This is a genomic window from Pseudomonas sp. GW821-FHT10B02, from assembly GCF_059415665.1.
Genome location: NZ_JBWKNR010000018.1, coordinates 25983 through 44359, shown reverse-complemented (window position 1 = coordinate 44359; position 18377 = coordinate 25983). Strand labels below are relative to the sequence as shown.

Sequence of the window (18377 nt, the reverse complement as noted above, 5' to 3'; positions counted from 1 at the left end):
GCACGACGCCGCTGGTCGTTTTGGTGTGGCTGCGTGAGTCCCCGGTCAACGTGTTCACGATCCAGCTCCTTGGGCCACCTCGACGCGCGCCGACAGGCCCGGGACGATGCGGCCCGGTAGCGGGTTATGGGACAGGCGGATCTTGACCGGCACCCGCTGCACCACGCGCACGAAGTTGCCGGTGGCGTTGTCGGTGGGCAGCAGGCTGAAGGCTGAGCCGCTACCGGGGGCTAAACTGTCGACCACACCTTCAAGGGCATCATTGGGATAACCGTCGACACTGATGCTTACCTGCTGTCCGATGCGAATGTGTTCGAGCTGGGTTTCCTTGAAGTTCGCTACCACCCACACATTGTGCACGGGCACGATATCCAGCAGGGCAACGCCGGGCGTCACAAAGCGGCCGACGCGGACCTGGCGATTACCGACGACGCCGTCCACGGGGGCGCGTACCACGGTGCTGTGCAGATCGATCCGTGCCAGCTCGCGCGCGGCCTCGGCCTGGGCAACGGCGGCAACGGCCGCTTCGCGCTGGGCCTGCAGCACGGCAATGCGCTGCTGTTGCGCCTCCACGCTGGCCGCCGCGGCCAAGAGCGTCGCGCCAGCCTTTGAGCGTGCCGCGTCGGTTTCATCGACCAGCGCCTGGCTGACCGCATGGCTGACGATCAGCCTGCGGCTGCGATCATGGGTTTTGCTTGCCAGATCCATCTCGGCCCCGGCAGAGCGGCGCTGGGCTTCGGCCTGGCGGATCAGGGCGTGCTGGAGCCGGGTTTCGGCATCGAAATTGCTCAGGCGCGCCTGCGCCGCGCTGAAATTGGCCTCGGCCTGGGCCAGGTGCGCGCGGTAGTCTTCGTCATCGATGCGAAACAACACGTCCCCGGCGCGCACGCTCTGGTTATCCCTGACCTCTACCGCAGTGACGTAGCCGGCCACCTTGGCGGCGAGCGAGGTGACGTCGCCGCGCACATAAGCATTGTCGGTCGAGGTGCTGCCGTAGCTGAATGCCATCACCCAGCCGCCCGCCACCAGTGCCACGGCGCTCAGGCAGAGCAGCACGCCAATCAGCTTTTTCCGGTTGCGCCGCGGCCCGGCGCTACCGGCTTCGGCGCTGGCATCGGTGGCCATGGCGGCCTTGTCCTCGCGCGCGTTCATGTTCTCTGTCCTGTGTGAATAGGCCAATGCCCCCGGCGGCCTTGGCGGCTTGCGGGGGCGATCAGCAGGTTGATCGGTTATTTTTTTGCCGGCGTGACCAGCTCCTTCTCAGTGCTGTCGAGGACAAACACCGCCAGCAGGCGGGCCGGTTGCGTGTTGCTGGCATTGGCGCTGACCGCGTGGTACGAGCCCGGCTCTTCGACGAAGTTTTCCCCGGCCTTGTAGACCTTTTCCGGCCCGTCATTGACCTGGCTGCGCACTGCGCCTTCAAGCACCGTGGCGTAGATGAAGGCCGACTTCGGATGGGTGTGGGACGGCGACGAAGCGCCTGGCGCGTACTCGACCAGTACGCCGCGCATGCTCTTGCCCGGTACGTTCGGCAACGGGCGATCGAACACCACCGTGACCTTGCCGGGAACCGGCTCGGCGGCCGATGCTGAGCTGAGCGTGAGTGCGCAGCAGGCGGCGGTCAGAAGGAATCGAGTGAACATTGCTGTGCTCCTTGGTAGTGAGGGGAGTGCGGCTCAGCGTGGCGCCTGAGCACTCGAGCGGGCGAGCCAGTCCTCGAAACGGACCGTGCCCAGGCGCGGCTTGCTGCCGGGGGTCAGGGACTGGTCGTCGAGCACGCCGCCGAAGTAGCGCGCGTGTACATCGGCAACGACTTTGCGCGAGTCCCGGGTGACGCGGAACAAGCGTCTGACCAGCTCGTCCAGCGGCATGGCCTCGGGGCCGGCAATTTCCACTGTGGCGTTGGCCGCTGGCGCCAGGGCCACATCGGTGAGCGCCGCGGCGACATCGTCGGAGGCCATCGGCTGGATCAGCGCCGGCGACAGGTGAACCTCGTCGCCGACCACGGCCGATTCGGCGATACCGCCGACAAATTCGAAGAACTGGGTGGCGCGCACCAGGGTGAATGGTCGGCCCGAAGCCTTGATCAGTTCTTCCTGGGCGACCTTGGCGCGAAAGTAGCCGTTCTCGGGCGAGCGTTCGCAGGCGACGATCGACAGGGCAATGTGATGAGCAACACCCGCAGCGGCTTCGGCGGCCAGCAGATTGCGCGTCGAGGTCTGGAAAAACTCCAGTACCGCCTGGTCTTCCCACGACGGCGCGTTGGCCACATCGACAACCACATCCGCGCCATCCATCGCTTCGGCCAGGCCTTCGCGGGTGATGCTGTTGATGCCGGTGTTGGGCGAGGCGGCGATTGCCTGATGGCCGCGCTCGGTGAGGTTTTTTACAAGCTTCGATCCAATGAGGCCGGTGCCTCCGATGACGACGATCTTCATGGCATCTCTCCGCTTACGGACGGCACCGATTGCCGTCGAGGTAGCTTCAGAGTGCCGTTGCGCGGGCAGCAAGTCCTTGTAGCGGCCGTGGGTTTACCTTGGCGCCAGCCTGCTTTTTCGTCCAAAGCGGCTGGGTGGACGGTGCGGCGGGCGATGGGCTGCCGTATCATCAATTGTTCGCATTAATGCCGGGGATACTGCCGTTGCCATTCGCGTTTGAGGACTACGTGCTCGACCAGGAACGCCGGGAACTGACCCAGCGTGGCCAGGTCGTGGCCGTCGGGCCGCAGGTCTTTGATCTGTTACTGCAACTGGTCAGCCAGCATGAGCGGGTGGTCAGCAAGGACGAGTTGCTCGCGGCGGTATGGACTGGCCGGATCGTCTCCGAATCGACCATCACCAGCCACATCAACGCCGTGCGCAAGGCCATTGGCGACACCGGCGAAGAGCAGCGCCTGGTGCGCACGGTGGCCCGCAAGGGTTACCGCTTTGTTGGCCAGGTGAGGATCAGCGACGGCGTACAGGCACTGTCTGCCGAGCCGGGCCCCGACGCCCCCGGCGAAGCTCAGCAAACAGCGCCAGCCGCGCTGGTGCTGCCCGACAAGCCGTCGATCACGGTCTTGCCCTTCCAGAACCTCAGCGGCGATCCGGAGCAGGATTATTTTGCCGATGGCATCGTCGAAGACATCATCGGCGCCTTGTCGCGTATCCGCTGGCTGTTCGTCATTGCCCGCAACTCCAGCTTTACCTACAAGGGCAGGGCGGTCGACGTCCAGGGTGTCGGCCAGGCGCTGGGCGTGCGCTACGTGCTCGAAGGCAGTGTGCGCCAGTGCGGTAACAAAGTGCGCATCACCGGCCAGTTGATCGATGCCACCAGCGGCACGCATATCTGGGCGGAGCGTTTCGAAGGCCTGCTCGACAGCATCTTCGAATTGCAGGACCAGATCGCCGAGAGCGTTGTCGGCGCCATCGCCCCGCAACTGGAACGGGCGGAAATCGAACGGGCGAAACGCAAACCCACCGACAGCCTCGACGCTTATGATTACTACCTGCGTGGCACGGCGAAACTGCACAACGGCACCCGCGAAGCGATCGACCAGGCGCTGCTGTGGTTCTACAAGGCCATCGAACTGGATCCGGAATACGCATCGGCCTATGGCATGGCCGCCTGGTGTCACTTCTGGCGCAAGATCAATGGCTGGATGAGCGAGCGTAGCGGCGAAATCGCCGAAGGCGTGCGCCTTGCTCGCCAGGCTGTGGAACTGGGGCGCGATGACGCCGTGGCGCTGACCCGTGGCGGCCATGCCCTGGCCCACCTGGCCGGCGATGTCGACAGCGGCATCGCCTTGCTCGACCGGGCGCGGCTGCTCAACCCCAACCTCGCACCGGCCTGGTTCCTCGGCGGCATCCTGCGGGCGCTCAAGGGTGAAACCGACGCTGCCATCGACAACCTCAACCATGCCGTACGCCTGAGCCCGCTGGATCCGGAAATGTTCCGTATGCAGGTGGGCATGGCACTCGCTCACTTCTTCGCCGGTCGCTACGAAACCGCTGCAGCCTGGGCGGAAAAAGCCCAGGGCAACCTGCCCAGCCTGCTGCCGGCGGTTGCCCTGCTGGCGGCCAGCCATGCCCACAGTGGCCGGATGGACAAGGCGCGGCTGGCGCTGCAGCGGCTGCGCGCGCTGGATCCGACATTACGGTTGGGCAATTTGCAGGAGTGGTTGCCGATTCAGCGGGCGGAAGATCTTGCCCGGTTTGCCGAAGGCTTGCGCCTGGCGGGGCTGCCGTAGTCGCTGCCTGGATCCTTGCGGCGCGCTACTGCAGCCCGGGCTCGCCTGCGCCCGACGCCGCTAAAAGCTCAGCAATGGCGCTGCGCAATGCCCCATGGGTTTCCTCCGAGTAAGCGATCGCCGTTTTCCAGTCGTAAAACCACACGGGCATCTTGCGATTGTGTTCCGGCTCCGAGGCGTAGCGCGGGAAAATGTGGCAATGCAACTCGGGCTCTGTGTTCCCCAGAATTTCGTAGTTTATGCGAACCGCCCCGGTGGCCTGTAAAACGGCATCACCGATGCGGGCCATGTCGAGCAGGTAGGTCGCTCTGGCCTCAGCGTCCAGATCGTTCAGGCTCGCAACCACCGGGTCGGGCAGCAGCAGGCAGTATCCCGGCAGGAATTGCACATCGCCCATGACCGCCCAACCCGATGCCATGCGGCAAATGACTTTATCGTTGGCGCCAGTGCGTGCCAGCGCTACACGTTGCGAGATCAGCGGCATTCATAGTCCTTGATGATGTTGGGCGTAGCGAATGGATCGCGACTACCCTTGCAGGGGCCTCTACGCAGGTTGGTCAATGTGCACCACGCTGGCGATCTGATTCAGCTTTTATTGATCCGGATCGGAACCCGCAGTGGGCAAATCGTGATAATGCTTTTTTCAGATTAGAGGAAGGCGTTGATGACCTCCCAGCTTTTCCCGGTTCACGGTCTCGTGAGCTTTACCCTTGCGATCCTCCTGCTTTTTCTCGGCAAAACCCTTGTCCAGCACAGCACCTTGCTGCGTCAATACTGCATTCCCGAATCGGTTGTCGGCGGTTTCGTCTGTGCCGCAGTTACCAGCCTGTTGTACTTCGGTCTGAATATCCAGATCGAATTCGATCTGCAGGTTCGCGACACCTTGCTGCTGTACTTCTTTGCCGGCATCGGCTTGAAATCGGATGTCCGCCAACTGCTCAAGGGCGGACGCCCGCTAGTGATCCTGCTGGTGCTCGCCAGTGTCTTCATCGTCCTGCAAAACACCCTGGGCATGGGCCTGGCCGAGGTGTTTGGCCTGGATCCCAAGGCGGGGTTGATGGTGGGCTCGATTTCTCTGACCGGCGGGGTGGGCACAACACTGGCCTGGGCTCCGCTGTTCGTCGAGAAGCTCGGCATCAGCAATGCACATGAACTGGGCATCGCCAGCAACACCGTCGGCCTGATTGCCGCGTGCGTGATCGGCGGCCCGATCGCCAACCAGTTGATACGGCGCCATAACCTGACGCCTTCCAGGGATGCCGCGCTGGAAATCGGCATTCTCGAACATCAACCGAACCAGGGCGTGAACTACTACGACGTGCTCTGGGCATGGATGTGGCTCAACCTGACCCTGATGCTCGGCTATGGCCTCAACCTGCTGCTGGTCGATGCCGGCGTTACCTTGCCCAAATTCGTCAGTTGCCTGTTCGCCGGTATCGTCATCCACCACATCGTGCTTGCCGTTGTCGGTGAGAAGAAGCTGAAAAGCTGGAGCGGCGCGAGCCTGGGCCTGGCATTGATCTCCGACATCTGTCTGGGCATGTTTTTGACCATGGCCCTGATGGGGCTGCAGTTATGGCAGCTCAGCGGGGCGTTGATGTTCATTCTGTGCGCCTTGACCCTGCAGGTGCTGCTGACGGTTCTCTACACCTATTTTGTGGTGTTCCGCTGCATGGGGCGTGATTACGAAGCCAGTGTGGTTGCGTCCGGATTCGGCGGGATTACTCTCGGCTCGACGGCGACGGCCATCGTCAACATGACCACCGTGACGCAAAAGTACGGTGCGGCCCACCAGGCTTTCCTGATCGTGCCACTGGTGTGCGGCTTTTTCATTGACCTGGTCAATGCCGTGATCATCGGCATGTTCAGCGGTCTATAGAGCCCCCGGGGTCTCAAGGGGCTCGCTGGACGACCGGGTTAGCCGAGAATGAAGTAGGTCTTGCGAACCTTCTCGATAATCTCCCATTCACCCTGGGTGTTGGCGGCAAAGTACAGCGAGTCACCTGCCTTGAAGTGCAGGGTTTCGCCGCCTTCCGGGGTGAAGCTGCCTTTACCTTCGATGATGTAGCTGAACTCAGCCTGCATGATTGCGCGGCGCAAACGGCCGGGTGAGCATTCCCAGAAGCCGCTGCAGACGTTCTGCCCGGCGATGTCATGGTGTACAGCGGTGCGCGTCATCGGCACCGGTTCGCCGACGGGCAAGCCCGCAGGCTCAGGCGCGGAGAATTGAGCTTCGTTTTCAAGACGGATCAGAACAGGGGACATGGCGTTTCCTCAGGATTTGTCTTCAAGACCAGCAGGGGCGAAACCGGCCATCATCACGTCGAGGCGGTTTGCCTTGTTGTTACGCAGTTCCGCGCGTTCCTTGCGCAGCACCGAAGCACGGACCATGGCGCCACCGAAGTAGCGCAGCGGCTCGGGCGGGAAGGCTTTGCAGCGGCGGCCGACCAGCGCGCAGCGGCTCCATTGATCGTTTCTGCCCAGCGCAAGGCTGGCCAGGATGCGCCCACCAAGGCGGCTCGGCCCTACGCCGTTGCCGCTCCAGCCGATGCCGTAATGAATGTTGTCGCTGCCGTTGATGTGGTTGAACACCGGCAGGCTGTCGTAGGTACGATCGATCGGGCCAGACCAGGCGTGAGTGACCTCGACATCGTCGAGCATGGGGTAGGTGCGTCGCAGGTCGGCGGTGGTCAGGCCGATGCCTTCGGCATCGTCACTGAACACCTTGCCCATGCGCGAACCGTAGGACAGGGCGCCGGTGCCCTTGCCAAAGGCAATCCGCCCATCCGCGGTGGTGCGGTAGTAGTCGACCAGCAATTGCGAGTCGGTGATGGCTTCGGCACCGCTCCAGCCCAGGCTGTTCAGGCGTTCGCCAATGGGTTGGGTGACGACGATGGAGCTGCCGACCGGAACAAACAGCTTGGCCAGTTCCGGGATGGCGGCAGACCACGCGTTGGTGGCCAGTACCACGTTGTTGGCGGTTACCCGGCCCTGAGCGGTGACCAGCTGCACCGGGCGTCCCGGCTGAATGTCGCTGACCGCGGTGTTTTCATAAATCTCGACGCCGGCATTGATCGCCACCCGGCGCATGCCGCGTACCAGCGCTGCCGGTTGCACGGTGGCGTTGCTGCGCTCGAACACTCCCGCCAGGTGCACGGCCGAGCCGGTGCGCCGGGCCACTTCCTGGCGTGACAGGCGCTCGAAAGGCTCGGCACCCACGCGCTTGCAGGCGGCCAGGGTGCCGTTCCAGGCGTCGATATGGGCTTCGCAGGTGGCGGTCCACAGCCAGCCTTTTTGTTTAAAGGCAGCGTCGATGTTGTGTTGCAGGCAAAACTCGCCCAGCTCACTGATGGCCCGCTCGGCACTGTTGGCCAGAAACAGCGCTTGCTCCGGGGAGCAGAATGAGCCGAGCGATTGAATTTTCGGCCACCACGACATCACGAAACCGCCATTGCGTCCCGAGGCGCCACCTCCGCAGACGTCCTGCTCCAGCACCATGACCCGGCAATCGGGCTCGTGCTCCTTGATGGTCAACGCCGTCCACAAACCGACGAAACCGCCGCCGACAATGACGATGTCAGCCGTATGCGTGCCTTGCAGGGCGGGCGAAGGCTGCAAGGAAGGTTCGGCGCACTGCAGCCAGAAGCTGCGCTTCAACGGCGCAACGGCGGGGAATTTCATCGGGGTGCTCGTGCGTTGCACGGTCTGGCCCACTGTCATCGAGGTCATGGTGATCTCCAGGGCGTTTGTTTTTATGCCGTCGAAGCTATCGCCAGAATTGTAAAAAAACAACAGTATTTTTTACTGAGAGAAAATATTAACAAGATTTCTTAATTTTGCAGATTTCTCCTGTTTATCGTCATTTTCTTCCTAGCCGGCTGCCCGCGACTGGCCACAGACTTTTCGCCGATGCTCCCCACAGCACCCGTACAGCCCCCATAACAATGACAAGAGAGGTCGGCGTGAACCTACAACGATTGGGCGGCAACGCCCGCTACAGCCAATGCGTGATCAGCGCAGACAGGATCGAAACAGCTGGCATCGTCGCCCGTGATTTGCGCCAGGACATCGGCGCCCAGACCCGCGACGTGCTGCAGCAACTGGAAGACATTCTGGCCATGGCCAAGGTCGACAAGTCCCACCTCACCCGGGTGCAGATCTGGCTCGCCGACATGGCCGACTTCGATGCCATGAACGCGGTCTACGACGCCTGGGTCGATCAGCAAAACCCGCCGGCGCGTGCCTGCGTCGGCGCAGCATTGGCCGACAGCCGATACCGCCTGGAAATCCAGGCGTGCGCCGTCAGCTGATGGAAAAAAGACAACAACAATAGATGCCTTCAGGAGGTGTCCATGCTGCATGACGTCGTATTCCTCGACCGTGACGGCTTCGCCGAAAGCGTGCGGATCAAAGAGCTGCCTTTTCCCCATCGCTGGACCCTTTACGACTACACCGCACCCGAGCAGATGGTTGAACGCCTGACCGGCGCGACCATCGCCATCACCAGCGGCGTACCGATCTCGGTGCAGCAGCTGGAGCAATTGCCGGCACTGCAGATGATCTCCCTGGCCATGACCGGCACCGATGTGGTCGACCTCGATTATTGCCGGCGCCGCGGGATTCATGTCAGTAACGTGCCCGGCTACGGTACCCATGCGGTGGCCGAACATGCGCTGGCGATGATTTTCGCGTTGCTGCGCAACGTCGGCCGTTATCACCAGTTGCTGATGGACGTGCGCGCTGGCAAGCGGGCGTGGAGCGGTACCTGTTTCGACTACCCGATCCGCGACATTCGCGGCAAGGTGCTCGGCATCATCGGCCATGGTCCGATCGCCCAGCGATTGGCGGAGCTGGCTGGCCGCCTGGAGATGGACGTCTACTTCTTCGATCGCGATGGCCACTACCAGGGTGAGCGCTACCTGACGCTGGAGCAGTTGCTGCGCCGCAGCGATGTGGTCTCGATCAACTGCCCGTTGACCGCCCAGACCCGGCACCTGATCGGTCGCCAGCAATTCGCCTGGATGAAGCATGACGCCATGCTGGTCAACACTGCGCGCGGCGCCGTGATCAACGAGGCCGACCTGATCCACGCCCTGGAGACCGGGCAGATTGCTGGCGCTGCGCTCGATGTGCTGAGCAACGAGCCGATCACCCTCGACGAGCCGCTGCTGCACCTGGCCGCCACTCACAACCTGATTCTCAACCCGCATATCGCCTGGAGCAGTGCCGAGGCCACGCAAGGGCTGATGGATACCGCGCTGGACAACGTTAGCGCTTTCGTTTCGCACGCGTCCTGATCACCGATCCCGCTTATAAAAACAACAAGAGGTAGGTCATGCAAAACGTCGATATAGTCAGTACCCGTTCGTTCGATGAATCACCCGTTCGGCCCCTGCACATCAAGGCGGCCATCGGCGGTGTCGGTGGCCAGTTCTGTGATGGCTACGTGCTCGGCATCATCGGTATCGCCATCAGTCTGGCAACCACGCCGCTGGGCCTGGACGCACTGTCGCTGGGCTTGCTCGGGGGCGCCGCGCTGATCGGTTTGTTCCTCGGCAGCCTGCTGACCGGGCCGATCGCCGACCGCTTTGGCCGCAAGCATATCTATCGCTGGAACATGGCGCTGTTTTGCGTTGTCTCGGTGGCGCAATTCTTTGCCCAGAACGCCGAGCAATTACTGGTGTTGCGCCTGCTGCTCGGGTTTGCCCTGGGGTCGGATTTCGTTGTCGGTGTATCGCTGGTCGCAGAATTGGTGCCGCGACGTTTCCGCGGGCCGCTGCTGGCGCTGATGGCCGTGGCCTGGACCCTCGGTTTCACCGTGTCCTACATCATCGGCTACCTGATGCAGTCCATGGGCGACGATGCCTGGCGCTGGATCCTGTTCAGCAGTGCGGTGCCTTCGCTGTTGGTGCTGCTGGTACGCCAAGGCACCCCGGAGTCGCCGTTGTGGTTGATGAAAAAGGGCCGCGAGCGGGAAGCGCGCGAGGTGATCGATCGCCTCGGCGGTGGTGATCTGCCGATGGTCGAGAAGGGCGTGGCGAAAGCGTCCTGGAGCCAGTTGTTCAGCCGCCAGCATCGGCGTAACACCCTGGTGGGTGCGGTGTTCTACACCTGCCAGGTGATTCCTTACTTCGCCATGAGCACCTTCATCCCGCGCATCTTCTCGGCGCTGAAGGTCGAAGACAGTTACACCGGTGGCCTGGTCTACAACATCTTCCTGCTGGCCGGTTCGGTTGTCGGGCTGATGCTGATCAACCTGCTGACGCGCCGGGCGTTCCTGATCGGCACCTTTACCATCAATGCCATTGCGTTGTTCGTGCTGGCAACCTGGAGCGGCATGCCGGCGGTCTATGTGGTCGGAGTGTTCGCCGTGTTCGCCTTTGTCATGGCCGGCTCCGGGGTGCTGGAGTTTGCCTACACCTCCGAGTTGTTCCCCACCGAATTGCGCGCATCGGGTGTCGGCCTGTCGGTGGCGGCCAGCCGCATCGGCGCGGCGTCGTGCACCTTCCTGCTGCCGGTGGTGATGGAGCGCTTCGGTACTTCGGTGGCGATCGGTACCTGCGTGGCCGCTTTGGTCATCGGTGCGGTGGTCTGCCTGTTCTGGGCGCCGGAAACCAACCCGCGTTACGTGCGCTGATTTACGGCCGTACCAACCGCTCGGCCTGGTGCCGGATCTTGCGAAACAGATGCGGCGTCTCGCCATAGCATTTGCGAAATTGCTGGATGAAGTGCGAGGCGTCGGAAAAGCCCGTGGCGTAGGCAATCTGCGTCACATGCAGGCTGGTGTCGCTGAGCAACTTGCGCGCCTGCTGCAAGCGCAGCTTGCGCCAGTACTGGGCGGGCGGCTGGTCGGTGTTGAGCAGAAACGCGCGATGCAACTGGCGTTCACTGCAATCCAGGCTGATGGCCAGTTCTTTGAGTGTGCAGTGGCTGTCCAGATGCTTGCGCATGTAGTCGGTGGCGCGCTGCACCAGCGGGTCCTGGTAGACATGGGCGACGTCGGAACCGGTGCTGCGCTGGACTTCCTCGTCATCGACCAGCAAGTACTCCAGGCCTTTCTGCGCCCGGCGTTTGCCGCAGTGCCGGCTGATGATCTCTGCCGCCAGCTCGAACGCCGTGCCGCCCGGGCAGGTGAATATGCCGTTGTCTTCCACGTAAGCCTTGTCGACGACGATCTGGGTATCGGGGAACAGCGCTGCAAATTCATCCCGCACCGTGAAGTGCACCGCGCAGCGCCGGCCCTTGAGCAAACCCGCCAGGCCAAGAGTGAAGTAGGAGGCACACAGGGCGATGATCGGGACCTTGCGCTGGTGCAGTTGATGGATGTAGCTGAGCAGCGCGGGGGCAGGGTTCATGACCCCGGATAGCAGGCCACCGGCGAGCACCACATAGTCGTAGTGGGCATCCGGGTCCAGGCGCTGGGTCGGGGCGATGGGCAGGCCACAGCTGGCGCTGACCGGCTCGCCGCTCACACTCAGCCAGTCCCATTGGCAGAGGATCTGCCGGCTGTCGAAAGAGCGGTCTGCAGCAAAGCGCAACGAGTCGACGAAACCGGCCACGGGCGTCAGGGTGAATTGATCGATGAGCACGAAGGCAACCCGCAGGTCGGGCTTGAGGTGCTGGGCCGGGGTATCGTGCGGGGCTTCGAAATGGCTCTGGGTTTTCACGGTACTGCTCAGGCTATGCAGGACGAAAACGATCCTACTCCGAGCCTTTGCACAAGTACATCACCGACCCTTTTGCCGGCTGCGCTGAGGTGTCTGCGGGCAGAGTCCTGCACTGCTGATCTGCATCAAGTACCCCTGGCGCCCAGCGCGCAAAATTGGCCTCCACCTCAGGACGGACGCCGGGAGGACAGCATGGGATCATTGCAACCGCAAACGCGCAGCACCACCCGTAGCACTGCACAGCCGTGGTACCGCAAAAGCACACAACAAACCATGGTCGACCTGCACACCAGCACGGCGGGCCTGACCCCTGAGGAGGCCGGGTCCCGCTTGCTGCGCCTGGGTCCCAATGCCTTGCCGGCCAAGGCTGTCGAGCCGATCTGGCTGCGCTTTGCCCGGCACTTCAACGATGTGCTCATCTATATTCTGCTGGCGGCCGCGCTGGCCACGGCATTGATGGGGCACTGGACCGATACCCTGGTGATCATCATCGTGGCGCTGATCAATGCCGCGATCGGCTTCTTTCAGGAGAACAAGGCCGAGAAATCCCTGGCCGCCTTGCGCGGCATGCTCAGCAGTACGGCCCGCGTCGTGCGCGGCGGCCAGAAGCTGGAGGTCGATGCCGGCGAACTGGTGCCGGGCGATATCGTGGTGTTGCGTCCGGGCGACAAGATTCCCGCCGATGTGCGTCTGTTCGAAGTGCACCAGTTGCAGGTCGAGGAGTCGATGCTCACCGGTGAATCGCTCACCGTTGCCAAGCAGACCGAAGCGCTGGACCACGAGGCACAACTGGCCGACCGCAGCAACCTGGCCTTCTCCGGCACCAGTGTCAGCGCCGGCAACGCCAAGGGCGTGGTGGTCGAGACCGGCACTGCCACCGAGCTTGGCAAGATCAACCGCATGATCGCCACGGTGGACGAAACCGAGACGCCCTTGCTGCGGCAGATCGCCCAGCTCGGCAAGCGGATCTTCCAGCTGATCATCGGCATGATGGCGCTGTTGTTCATCATCGGCTTCTTCTGGCACGACTATCCGCTGGGCGAGCTGTCGCTGTCACTGATCAGCCTGGCCGTTGCGGCGGTACCTGAAGGGCTGCCGGCGATTGTGTCGATCATTCTTTCGCTCGGCGTGCAGCGCATGGCGCGCAACAAGGCAATCATCCGCAAGCTGCCGACGGTAGAAACCCTGGGCGCGATGAACGTGATCTGCTCGGACAAGACCGGCACGCTGACCATGAACGAGATGACCGTCAAGCACGTGCTGACGGCCAACCGGTTCTACGGTGTAGGCGGGCAGAGCTACGAACCGCGTGGGCGCATTACCCTGGCCGGTGCCACCGAAGCGCTGGACTGGACCGCGCACGGCAACCTGGCGGCATTCATCCGCGCCGTGGACATCTGCAACGACAGCAGCCTGCAACGCGATGAAGACGGGCGCTGGACGGTGATCGGCGGCCCTACCGAAGGGGCGCTCAAAGTGTTGGCGCGCAAGGCCGAACTGGCCCCTGTGGATGTGCGGCGCCTGGGCAAGATCCCCTTCGACTCGGCCTACAAGTACATGGCCCGGCGCTGTGATGTGGACGGTGAAAGCCTGATCTACCTCAAGGGCGCCCCCGACGTGCTGCTGAACATGTGCCAGCAGCAACTGGGCGCCGACGGCCCCGAAGCGCTGGATCGTGCTTACTGGGAACGCGAGATGAGCCATATCGCCGAGCAGGGTCTGCGCATGCTGGCCGCGGCTTACCGAGCGGTGCCGGGCGCGGGCGGCGAAATTGCGCATGACGACCTGCACCAGGGCATGGTGTTTCTCGGTGTCGCCGGGTTGATGGATCCGCCGCGGCCCGAGGCGATCGAGGCCATCGCCCTGTGCAAGCAGGCGGGCATCCAGGTCAAGATGATTACCGGTGACCACCCGGATACCGCCGTGGCCATCGCCCGTATGCTCGGCATGGGCAACGACCTGCGGGCCATGACCGGCCAGGAGCTGGAGCAGACCGACGATGCCGCGCTGCAAGCGTTGGTCATGCACTACTCGGTGTTTGCCCGGACCAGCCCGGAGCACAAGTTGCGCCTGGTGCGGGCGTTGCAGGCCAACGGCCAGGTCGTCGGCATGACCGGCGACGGCGTCAACGACGCCCCGGCACTGAAACAGGCCGACGTCGGTATCGCCATGGGCATCAAGGGCACCGAGGTGACCAAGGAGGCCGCCGACATGGTGCTCACCGACGACAACTTCTCGACCATCGCCAATGCCGTGCGCGAGGGGCGGCGGGTATACGACAACCTGAAGAAAACCGTGCTGTTCATTCTGCCGACCAACATGGCCCAGGGGCTGTTGATCGTCATGGCGTTGCTGGTCGGGGCGGTGGTGCCGTTGTCACCGTTGCAGATCCTGTGGATGAACATGGCGACCTCCACCACCTTGTCTTTCGCCCTGGCCTTCGAGCCGGGCGAGGCGGGGATGATGCGCCGCTCACCGAGGAAAGCCGGTGAGTCGATCCTCAATGCCTACGCGGTGTGGCGGGTGCTGTTTGTCGGTGTGCTGCTGACGGCGGCGGCCTTCCTGCTGGAGGCGTGGATGGTTGCCGATGGCCAGGACACCGACACGATCCGCACCATGGTCCTGCACACCCTGGTGACGGCGCAATGGGCCTATCTGTTCAACTGCCGGCTGCAGGATCAGTTCTCGCTGAACCTGGCCTTGCTGCGCAATGGCGCGCTGCTGACGGTGACACTCGGCTTGATCTTGCTGCAGTGCCTGATATCCTACGCGCCCTTCATGCAAACGGCGTTCCATACCGTGCCCCTGTCGTTCAGTAACTGGATGGTGGCATTGGGTATTGGCGTACTGGTTTTCTTCGCGGTGGAACTCGAAAAACTGGTGGTGCGCCGTTGGAAGGCGAGCAAGAGCGCTTAGCTACGTATTAGCACACCCTGTGCTGCAGGGTGTGCTACCGCTTCAGGATTTTTCCTGCTGCCGGGCAAACGTCTTACGACTTGAGAAAATCGGTCTAAAGTCTTTGCTGCAGGCCCGTTCTATTTTTAACCCCCAGCACCCTCGACAGGATCGAGGCGTGTATGGCGTGCATTGTTTTGCAAACGCGCCCGACTGGATGGACTGAAGTCCAATGCCCTCATGGAGGTGGCTATTGCATTCGTCGACACCGGTATTGCCCGGTCTTCCCGACAGACAAGCAGAAATGCGCACCGGTGGCCTGTACTGGCTGGCCTGCGAATCGCCGGACACCGCCGACCGGCTGTGCACGCAGTTACTGATGAGCCTGCCGGCCTCGGCGCGGGCCTTGCTGGTGAATGCCGCCGGCGCCTCGCGCGACCTGGTCAAGGCGATTCCCGATGACCGCGGGCCAGGGCATCTGACCCTGTTCGACCTCCCGGCGATGTCTCCCAGACGCATGATCCAGGCGGTGCGCCAGGACGTACCACGGGTACGCGGCGGGGAGCAGGCGATCTGGCTGATCCGGGTGCCGCACAAGGGCTGGGATGAACTGGTGGCTGAATCCCTGGCGCTATGGTGCTCCCGTGCCCAGGACTGGTTGCGCTCGGTGGGCAGTACGCTGCTGGTTGTCGGCGATACACCGCCACCGGCGTTGCTGGATATTCTGCTGCGCCACAACGACAACATTTCCGGCCTGGCCCAGGTCTACGTTGCCCAGGGCGCGCGGCATCTGCTGGTGCACTTCTGGAGTAACGACGCGGGCGTCAACGGCCCGCATGATTTCCTCCTGCTCGATGAAGGCAATGGTTTTCGCGTGTCGCCTCGCCCTGAGGATGACAACGCCGCGCCGATCGCCAACGATCAGCGCCAGGTCCTGGCAGACACTGCGGTGCTGGCCGGCGAGGCGCCACCGACAGCGCAATGGCAACTGTTCGACGACCCGGATGCGCTGCTGGAGCGGGGCATGGATGCACAGGCGGCGACCGTGATTTTCGCCTTGAGCGGCACCGACGATGTCAACGCACTTGCCAGACGCCTGTACCAGTTGCGCAGTCATTGCGGGCGCGCGGTCAAGCTGGTGGTGCGCGAGATGCTGCAAGGCCTGCGTCAGCACGAAGAACAGCTGCTGCTGGCCAGCGGGGCGAATCTGGTGGTGCCGCTGGGCACGCCGTTTCTGCGTTTCCTGACCCTGGTGCGCTCTATCCAGGGACACCGCTGGCAGCGTCCGATGGCGGCCGAACCGTCTGCGCTGCTGGCCCGCCTGCAGCCGCTGCAGGTGCGTGGCAGCTTGTCGCCACGGGCGTTCGCCGCCGCGGCGAAGAAGATGGCCGACAACACCGTCGGCACCGAGGTGCGCCACCAGTTGCTGCGCTTGCAGCCGTTGCCGACCCTGACACCAGCGGTGGTGTTGCAGCAGCTGCAACTGCGCCGCTATGGCGATATCGCCTGCATTGCCGGTGATGTGCCTTATCTGTTCCTGTTCGCCTGCAGCCCGTCGCTGGTCGACGCCGCGTTGCGCAATGTATTCCGCTTGCCCTGGCAGGATGTGCTCGCCGGTTACGAAAGTGTGCTGCCGTCGCAAGTACTGTCGATGCCGCAGTTCCAGTCCGATGAGAGCGCCCCGGTCGACGCCCTGGTGCTCGAGCCGACTGACGCGCAGCCGGACGTTGAGGCGTTCCGGCCGCTGCAACCACAGAAGATTTCCCTGCAAGCGCTGGAGGCGCGCCAATGACCTACGAAGAACTGCTGTGGGTCATTGGCCTCACCGCTGTATTGACTGCACCGCTGGCGATCGCCTTGTTCCTGGTGGGACAGCGTCTGGTCACTTGGTTCAATCGCCGCTTGCCGCCGCGCCACCTGATCGCCCGGGGTGTGCGGATTAATCATGATGCCGAAAAGGAGGGCGTCCATGAGTGACGCGGTCGCCACAGCGCCGGTACTGAAATGGCCGGAACTGGGGCTATGGAATCTGTACTTTCTCGCCAAGTTTCTCTTGTTATGGATGGGCCTGCTGGACTTCAACGCACTGCTCAATCTGCTGCTCGCGGCCGGGTTGCTGTTGCCCTTGCCGGGGCCATGGCTACCGCGCCTGCGCAACGTCGTTGCGGTGCCGCTGGGAGCCGCGCTGCTCTACAAGGACACCTGGTACCCGCCGTTTCGCAGGCTGTTCGAGCAGTCCGAGGTGTTGGCGTTCTCCGTCGACTACGTCATCGATCTGCTTGGGCGTTTCGTCAACTGGGACGTGCTCGGCGTGCTTCTCGCCATCGCTCTGGCCTACCTGTTCATTGCCCCGTGGGTGCGCCTGACGCTGGTCAGTGTAGCGTTGCTGCTGTGGGTGTACCTCGCCGGTGCTTTGCCTGCAATCAGTGCCCCGGTGCAGTCGGTCGCCAGCGAGGCGGGCACCACCCAGGGCGCCAGTAGCCCGCTGGCCGAAAGCAAGGCCATCGATGCCTGGCTGGAGCAGTTCTACCGCGAGCAGGCGGGCAAGATGACCCGTTTTCCGGAGCGTAATCCCGCGGCCGAACCTTTCGACCTGCTGGTGCTCAACGTGTGCTCGCTGGCCTGGGACGACCTGGAAGATGCCGGCATGCGCGACAACGCCTTGTTCCGGCGCATGAACGTGGTGTTCGACCGCTTCAACTCGGCCACCTCGTACAGCGGCCCGGCAGCGATCCGCATGCTGCGCGCCAGCTGTGGCCAGCCGCATCACATCAAACTGTACGAGCCGGCTAACGAGCAGTGCATGCTGTTCGACAACCTGGCCAAGCTCGGTTACAGCCCCGAGTTGATGCTCAACCACAACGGCCCGATCACCCGCAAGTACATGACCTTCCTCGCCGGTCAGCACCTGCCTGCACCGCTGATGAGCAGCGACGAGTTCCCCACCGCACTGAAGTCGTACGACGGCGCCAACATTGCCCGCGACCACGACGTGCTGCAGGCCTGGTGGACGCAGCGGATCAAGGAGCAGAAACCGGCGGTGTCGCTGTTCTACAACACCATCACCCTGCATGACGGCAACCGCATCACCAATGCCGATGGCAGCACCCGGCGCGCTTCGTTCCAGGAACGGGCGAAGAACTTCCTCGGCGACATTGACCAGTTCATCGACATGATCCAGCAAAGCGGGCGGCGCGTGGTGCTGGTGCTGGTGCCTGAACATGGCGCGGCGGTGCACGGCGACCGCATGCAGATTTCCGGCATGCGCGAGATCCCGTCGCGCTCCATCACCCACGTACCGGCGGTCATCAAGCTGATCAACATGGGCGAAAACGACCAGCAAGGGCCTCTGCACGTCACCACGCCATCCAGCTACCTGGCGGTTTCCGAGCTGATCGCCCGGCTGTATGCGCAGCAGGGCGGGCCGCTCGACCTGGCGGCGTTGACCCACGATCTGCCGACCACCGCGGCGGTTTCGGAGAACTCCGATTCTGCGGTGGTCGAGTTCCAGGGCCGACCCTATGTGCGCATCAAGGGGCAGACGCAATGGATGCTGTATCCCGAATGAGCCGCGAAAAAACAGGAGG

General features: G+C 63.1%; 16 protein-coding genes. 9 read left to right on the top strand and 7 right to left on the bottom strand.

The genetic code is table 11. The annotated features are described in order from the left end of the window. Nucleotides 1–54: 54 nt before the first annotated feature. From AC07OF_RS23620 to AC07OF_RS23610, 3 genes are all read right to left on the bottom strand, one after another. Nucleotides 55–1152: an HlyD family secretion protein gene (locus AC07OF_RS23620; protein ID WP_495073547.1), complete on the bottom strand. Its 1098-nt coding sequence runs from the start codon at nucleotides 1150–1152 to the stop codon at nucleotides 55–57. 77 nt (nucleotides 1153–1229) lie between these two features. Next, nucleotides 1230–1643: a cupin domain-containing protein gene (locus AC07OF_RS23615; protein ID WP_476446882.1), complete on the bottom strand. Its 414-nt coding sequence runs from the start codon at nucleotides 1641–1643 to the stop codon at nucleotides 1230–1232. A 33-nt stretch (nucleotides 1644–1676) separates the two neighbouring features. Next, nucleotides 1677–2438 (bottom strand): SDR family oxidoreductase, encoded by a 762-nt coding sequence (locus AC07OF_RS23610; protein ID WP_495073546.1) that lies wholly within the window; start codon nucleotides 2436–2438, stop codon nucleotides 1677–1679. 203 nt (nucleotides 2439–2641) lie between these two features. Here AC07OF_RS23610 and AC07OF_RS23605 point away from each other — a divergent pair, with 203 nt between their 5' ends. Then, on the top strand, nucleotides 2642–4228 hold the full coding sequence (locus AC07OF_RS23605) for a winged helix-turn-helix domain-containing tetratricopeptide repeat protein (RefSeq protein ID WP_495073545.1): 1587 nt from the start codon (nucleotides 2642–2644) through the stop codon (nucleotides 4226–4228). A 25-nt stretch (nucleotides 4229–4253) separates the two neighbouring features. Here the strand turns inward: AC07OF_RS23605 and AC07OF_RS23600 are convergent, their stop codons facing one another. Further along, a complete protein-coding gene (locus AC07OF_RS23600; protein ID WP_495073544.1) occupies nucleotides 4254–4712 on the bottom strand; it encodes an HIT family protein in 459 nt (152 codons plus the stop codon). Between the two features lie 180 nt (nucleotides 4713–4892). Here AC07OF_RS23600 and gltS point away from each other — a divergent pair, with 180 nt between their 5' ends. Beyond that, nucleotides 4893–6107: a sodium/glutamate symporter gene (gene gltS / locus AC07OF_RS23595; protein ID WP_157192925.1), complete on the top strand. Its 1215-nt coding sequence runs from the start codon at nucleotides 4893–4895 to the stop codon at nucleotides 6105–6107. Between the two features lie 38 nt (nucleotides 6108–6145). Here the strand turns inward: gltS and AC07OF_RS23590 are convergent, their stop codons facing one another. Beyond that, the gene (locus AC07OF_RS23590; RefSeq protein ID WP_476446887.1) at nucleotides 6146–6493 is read right to left on the bottom strand and encodes a cupin domain-containing protein; all 348 of its coding nucleotides are present in this window, start codon (nucleotides 6491–6493) and stop codon (nucleotides 6146–6148) included. Between the two features lie 9 nt (nucleotides 6494–6502). Next, nucleotides 6503–7909 (bottom strand): NAD(P)/FAD-dependent oxidoreductase, encoded by a 1407-nt coding sequence (locus AC07OF_RS23585; protein WP_408635427.1) that lies wholly within the window; start codon nucleotides 7907–7909, stop codon nucleotides 6503–6505. 281 nt (nucleotides 7910–8190) lie between these two features. On the opposite strand from AC07OF_RS23585, the gene AC07OF_RS23580 reads away from it, so the two are divergent. Genes AC07OF_RS23580 through AC07OF_RS23570 form a run of 3 tightly spaced genes read left to right on the top strand, consistent with a single transcriptional unit; the run spans nucleotide 8191 to nucleotide 10865 of the window. Further along, nucleotides 8191–8538, top strand: a complete 348-nt coding sequence (locus tag AC07OF_RS23580; RefSeq protein ID WP_232478182.1) for a RidA family protein — start codon at nucleotides 8191–8193, stop codon at nucleotides 8536–8538. 42 nt (nucleotides 8539–8580) lie between these two features. Then, on the top strand, nucleotides 8581–9525 hold the full coding sequence (locus tag AC07OF_RS23575; protein WP_495073543.1) for an NAD(P)-dependent oxidoreductase: 945 nt from the start codon (nucleotides 8581–8583) through the stop codon (nucleotides 9523–9525). Between the two features lie 38 nt (nucleotides 9526–9563). Continuing rightward, nucleotides 9564–10865 (top strand): MFS transporter, encoded by a 1302-nt coding sequence (locus AC07OF_RS23570; RefSeq protein WP_495073542.1) that lies wholly within the window; start codon nucleotides 9564–9566, stop codon nucleotides 10863–10865. A 1-nt stretch (nucleotide 10866) separates the two neighbouring features. Here the strand turns inward: AC07OF_RS23570 and AC07OF_RS23565 are convergent, their stop codons facing one another. Beyond that, complete coding sequence (locus AC07OF_RS23565) at nucleotides 10867–11895, bottom strand: GlxA family transcriptional regulator (RefSeq protein ID WP_495073541.1); 1029 nt, start codon at nucleotides 11893–11895, stop codon at nucleotides 10867–10869. A 192-nt stretch (nucleotides 11896–12087) separates the two neighbouring features. On the opposite strand from AC07OF_RS23565, the gene AC07OF_RS23560 reads away from it, so the two are divergent. The 4 genes from AC07OF_RS23560 to bcsG all read left to right on the top strand — a co-directional run bounded on the left by AC07OF_RS23560 (nucleotide 12088) and on the right by bcsG (nucleotide 18358). Further along, nucleotides 12088–14811 (top strand): cation-transporting P-type ATPase, encoded by a 2724-nt coding sequence (locus AC07OF_RS23560; RefSeq protein WP_495073540.1) that lies wholly within the window; start codon nucleotides 12088–12090, stop codon nucleotides 14809–14811. A 211-nt stretch (nucleotides 14812–15022) separates the two neighbouring features. Next, nucleotides 15023–16582: a cellulose biosynthesis protein BcsE gene (bcsE, locus tag AC07OF_RS23555; RefSeq protein WP_495073539.1), complete on the top strand. Its 1560-nt coding sequence runs from the start codon at nucleotides 15023–15025 to the stop codon at nucleotides 16580–16582. Further along, nucleotides 16579–16767 (top strand): cellulose biosynthesis protein BcsF, encoded by a 189-nt coding sequence (locus tag AC07OF_RS23550; RefSeq protein WP_157192919.1) that lies wholly within the window; start codon nucleotides 16579–16581, stop codon nucleotides 16765–16767. The genes bcsE and AC07OF_RS23550 overlap by 4 nt, the downstream gene beginning before the upstream one ends. Continuing rightward, nucleotides 16760–18358: a cellulose biosynthesis protein BcsG gene (bcsG, locus tag AC07OF_RS23545; protein ID WP_495073538.1), complete on the top strand. Its 1599-nt coding sequence runs from the start codon at nucleotides 16760–16762 to the stop codon at nucleotides 18356–18358. The genes AC07OF_RS23550 and bcsG overlap by 8 nt, the downstream gene beginning before the upstream one ends. Nucleotides 18359–18377: the final 19 nt, after the last annotated feature.

What these genes read in the sequence shown, in the direction of transcription:
- AC07OF_RS23570 (WP_495073542.1), top strand. Translation starts at nt 9,564, where the DNA reads ATGCAAAACGTCGATATAGTCAGTACCCGTTCGTTCGATGAATCACCC.
- AC07OF_RS23575 (WP_495073543.1), top strand. Translation starts at nt 8,581, where the DNA reads ATGCTGCATGACGTCGTATTCCTCGACCGTGACGGCTTCGCCGAAAGC.
- AC07OF_RS23620 (WP_495073547.1), bottom strand. Translation starts at nt 1,152, where the DNA reads ATGAACGCGCGCGAGGACAAGGCCGCCATGGCCACCGATGCCAGCGCC.
- bcsE (WP_495073539.1), top strand. Translation starts at nt 15,023, where the DNA reads ATGCCCTCATGGAGGTGGCTATTGCATTCGTCGACACCGGTATTGCCC.
- AC07OF_RS23600 (WP_495073544.1), bottom strand. Translation starts at nt 4,712, where the DNA reads ATGCCGCTGATCTCGCAACGTGTAGCGCTGGCACGCACTGGCGCCAAC.
- AC07OF_RS23550 (WP_157192919.1), top strand. Translation starts at nt 16,579, where the DNA reads ATGACCTACGAAGAACTGCTGTGGGTCATTGGCCTCACCGCTGTATTG.
- AC07OF_RS23590 (WP_476446887.1), bottom strand. Translation starts at nt 6,493, where the DNA reads ATGTCCCCTGTTCTGATCCGTCTTGAAAACGAAGCTCAATTCTCCGCG.
- AC07OF_RS23585 (WP_408635427.1), bottom strand. Translation starts at nt 7,909, where the DNA reads ATGAAATTCCCCGCCGTTGCGCCGTTGAAGCGCAGCTTCTGGCTGCAG.
- AC07OF_RS23560 (WP_495073540.1), top strand. Translation starts at nt 12,088, where the DNA reads ATGGGATCATTGCAACCGCAAACGCGCAGCACCACCCGTAGCACTGCA.
- gltS (WP_157192925.1), top strand. Translation starts at nt 4,893, where the DNA reads ATGACCTCCCAGCTTTTCCCGGTTCACGGTCTCGTGAGCTTTACCCTT.
- bcsG (WP_495073538.1), top strand. Translation starts at nt 16,760, where the DNA reads ATGAGTGACGCGGTCGCCACAGCGCCGGTACTGAAATGGCCGGAACTG.
- AC07OF_RS23610 (WP_495073546.1), bottom strand. Translation starts at nt 2,438, where the DNA reads ATGAAGATCGTCGTCATCGGAGGCACCGGCCTCATTGGATCGAAGCTT.
- AC07OF_RS23615 (WP_476446882.1), bottom strand. Translation starts at nt 1,643, where the DNA reads ATGTTCACTCGATTCCTTCTGACCGCCGCCTGCTGCGCACTCACGCTC.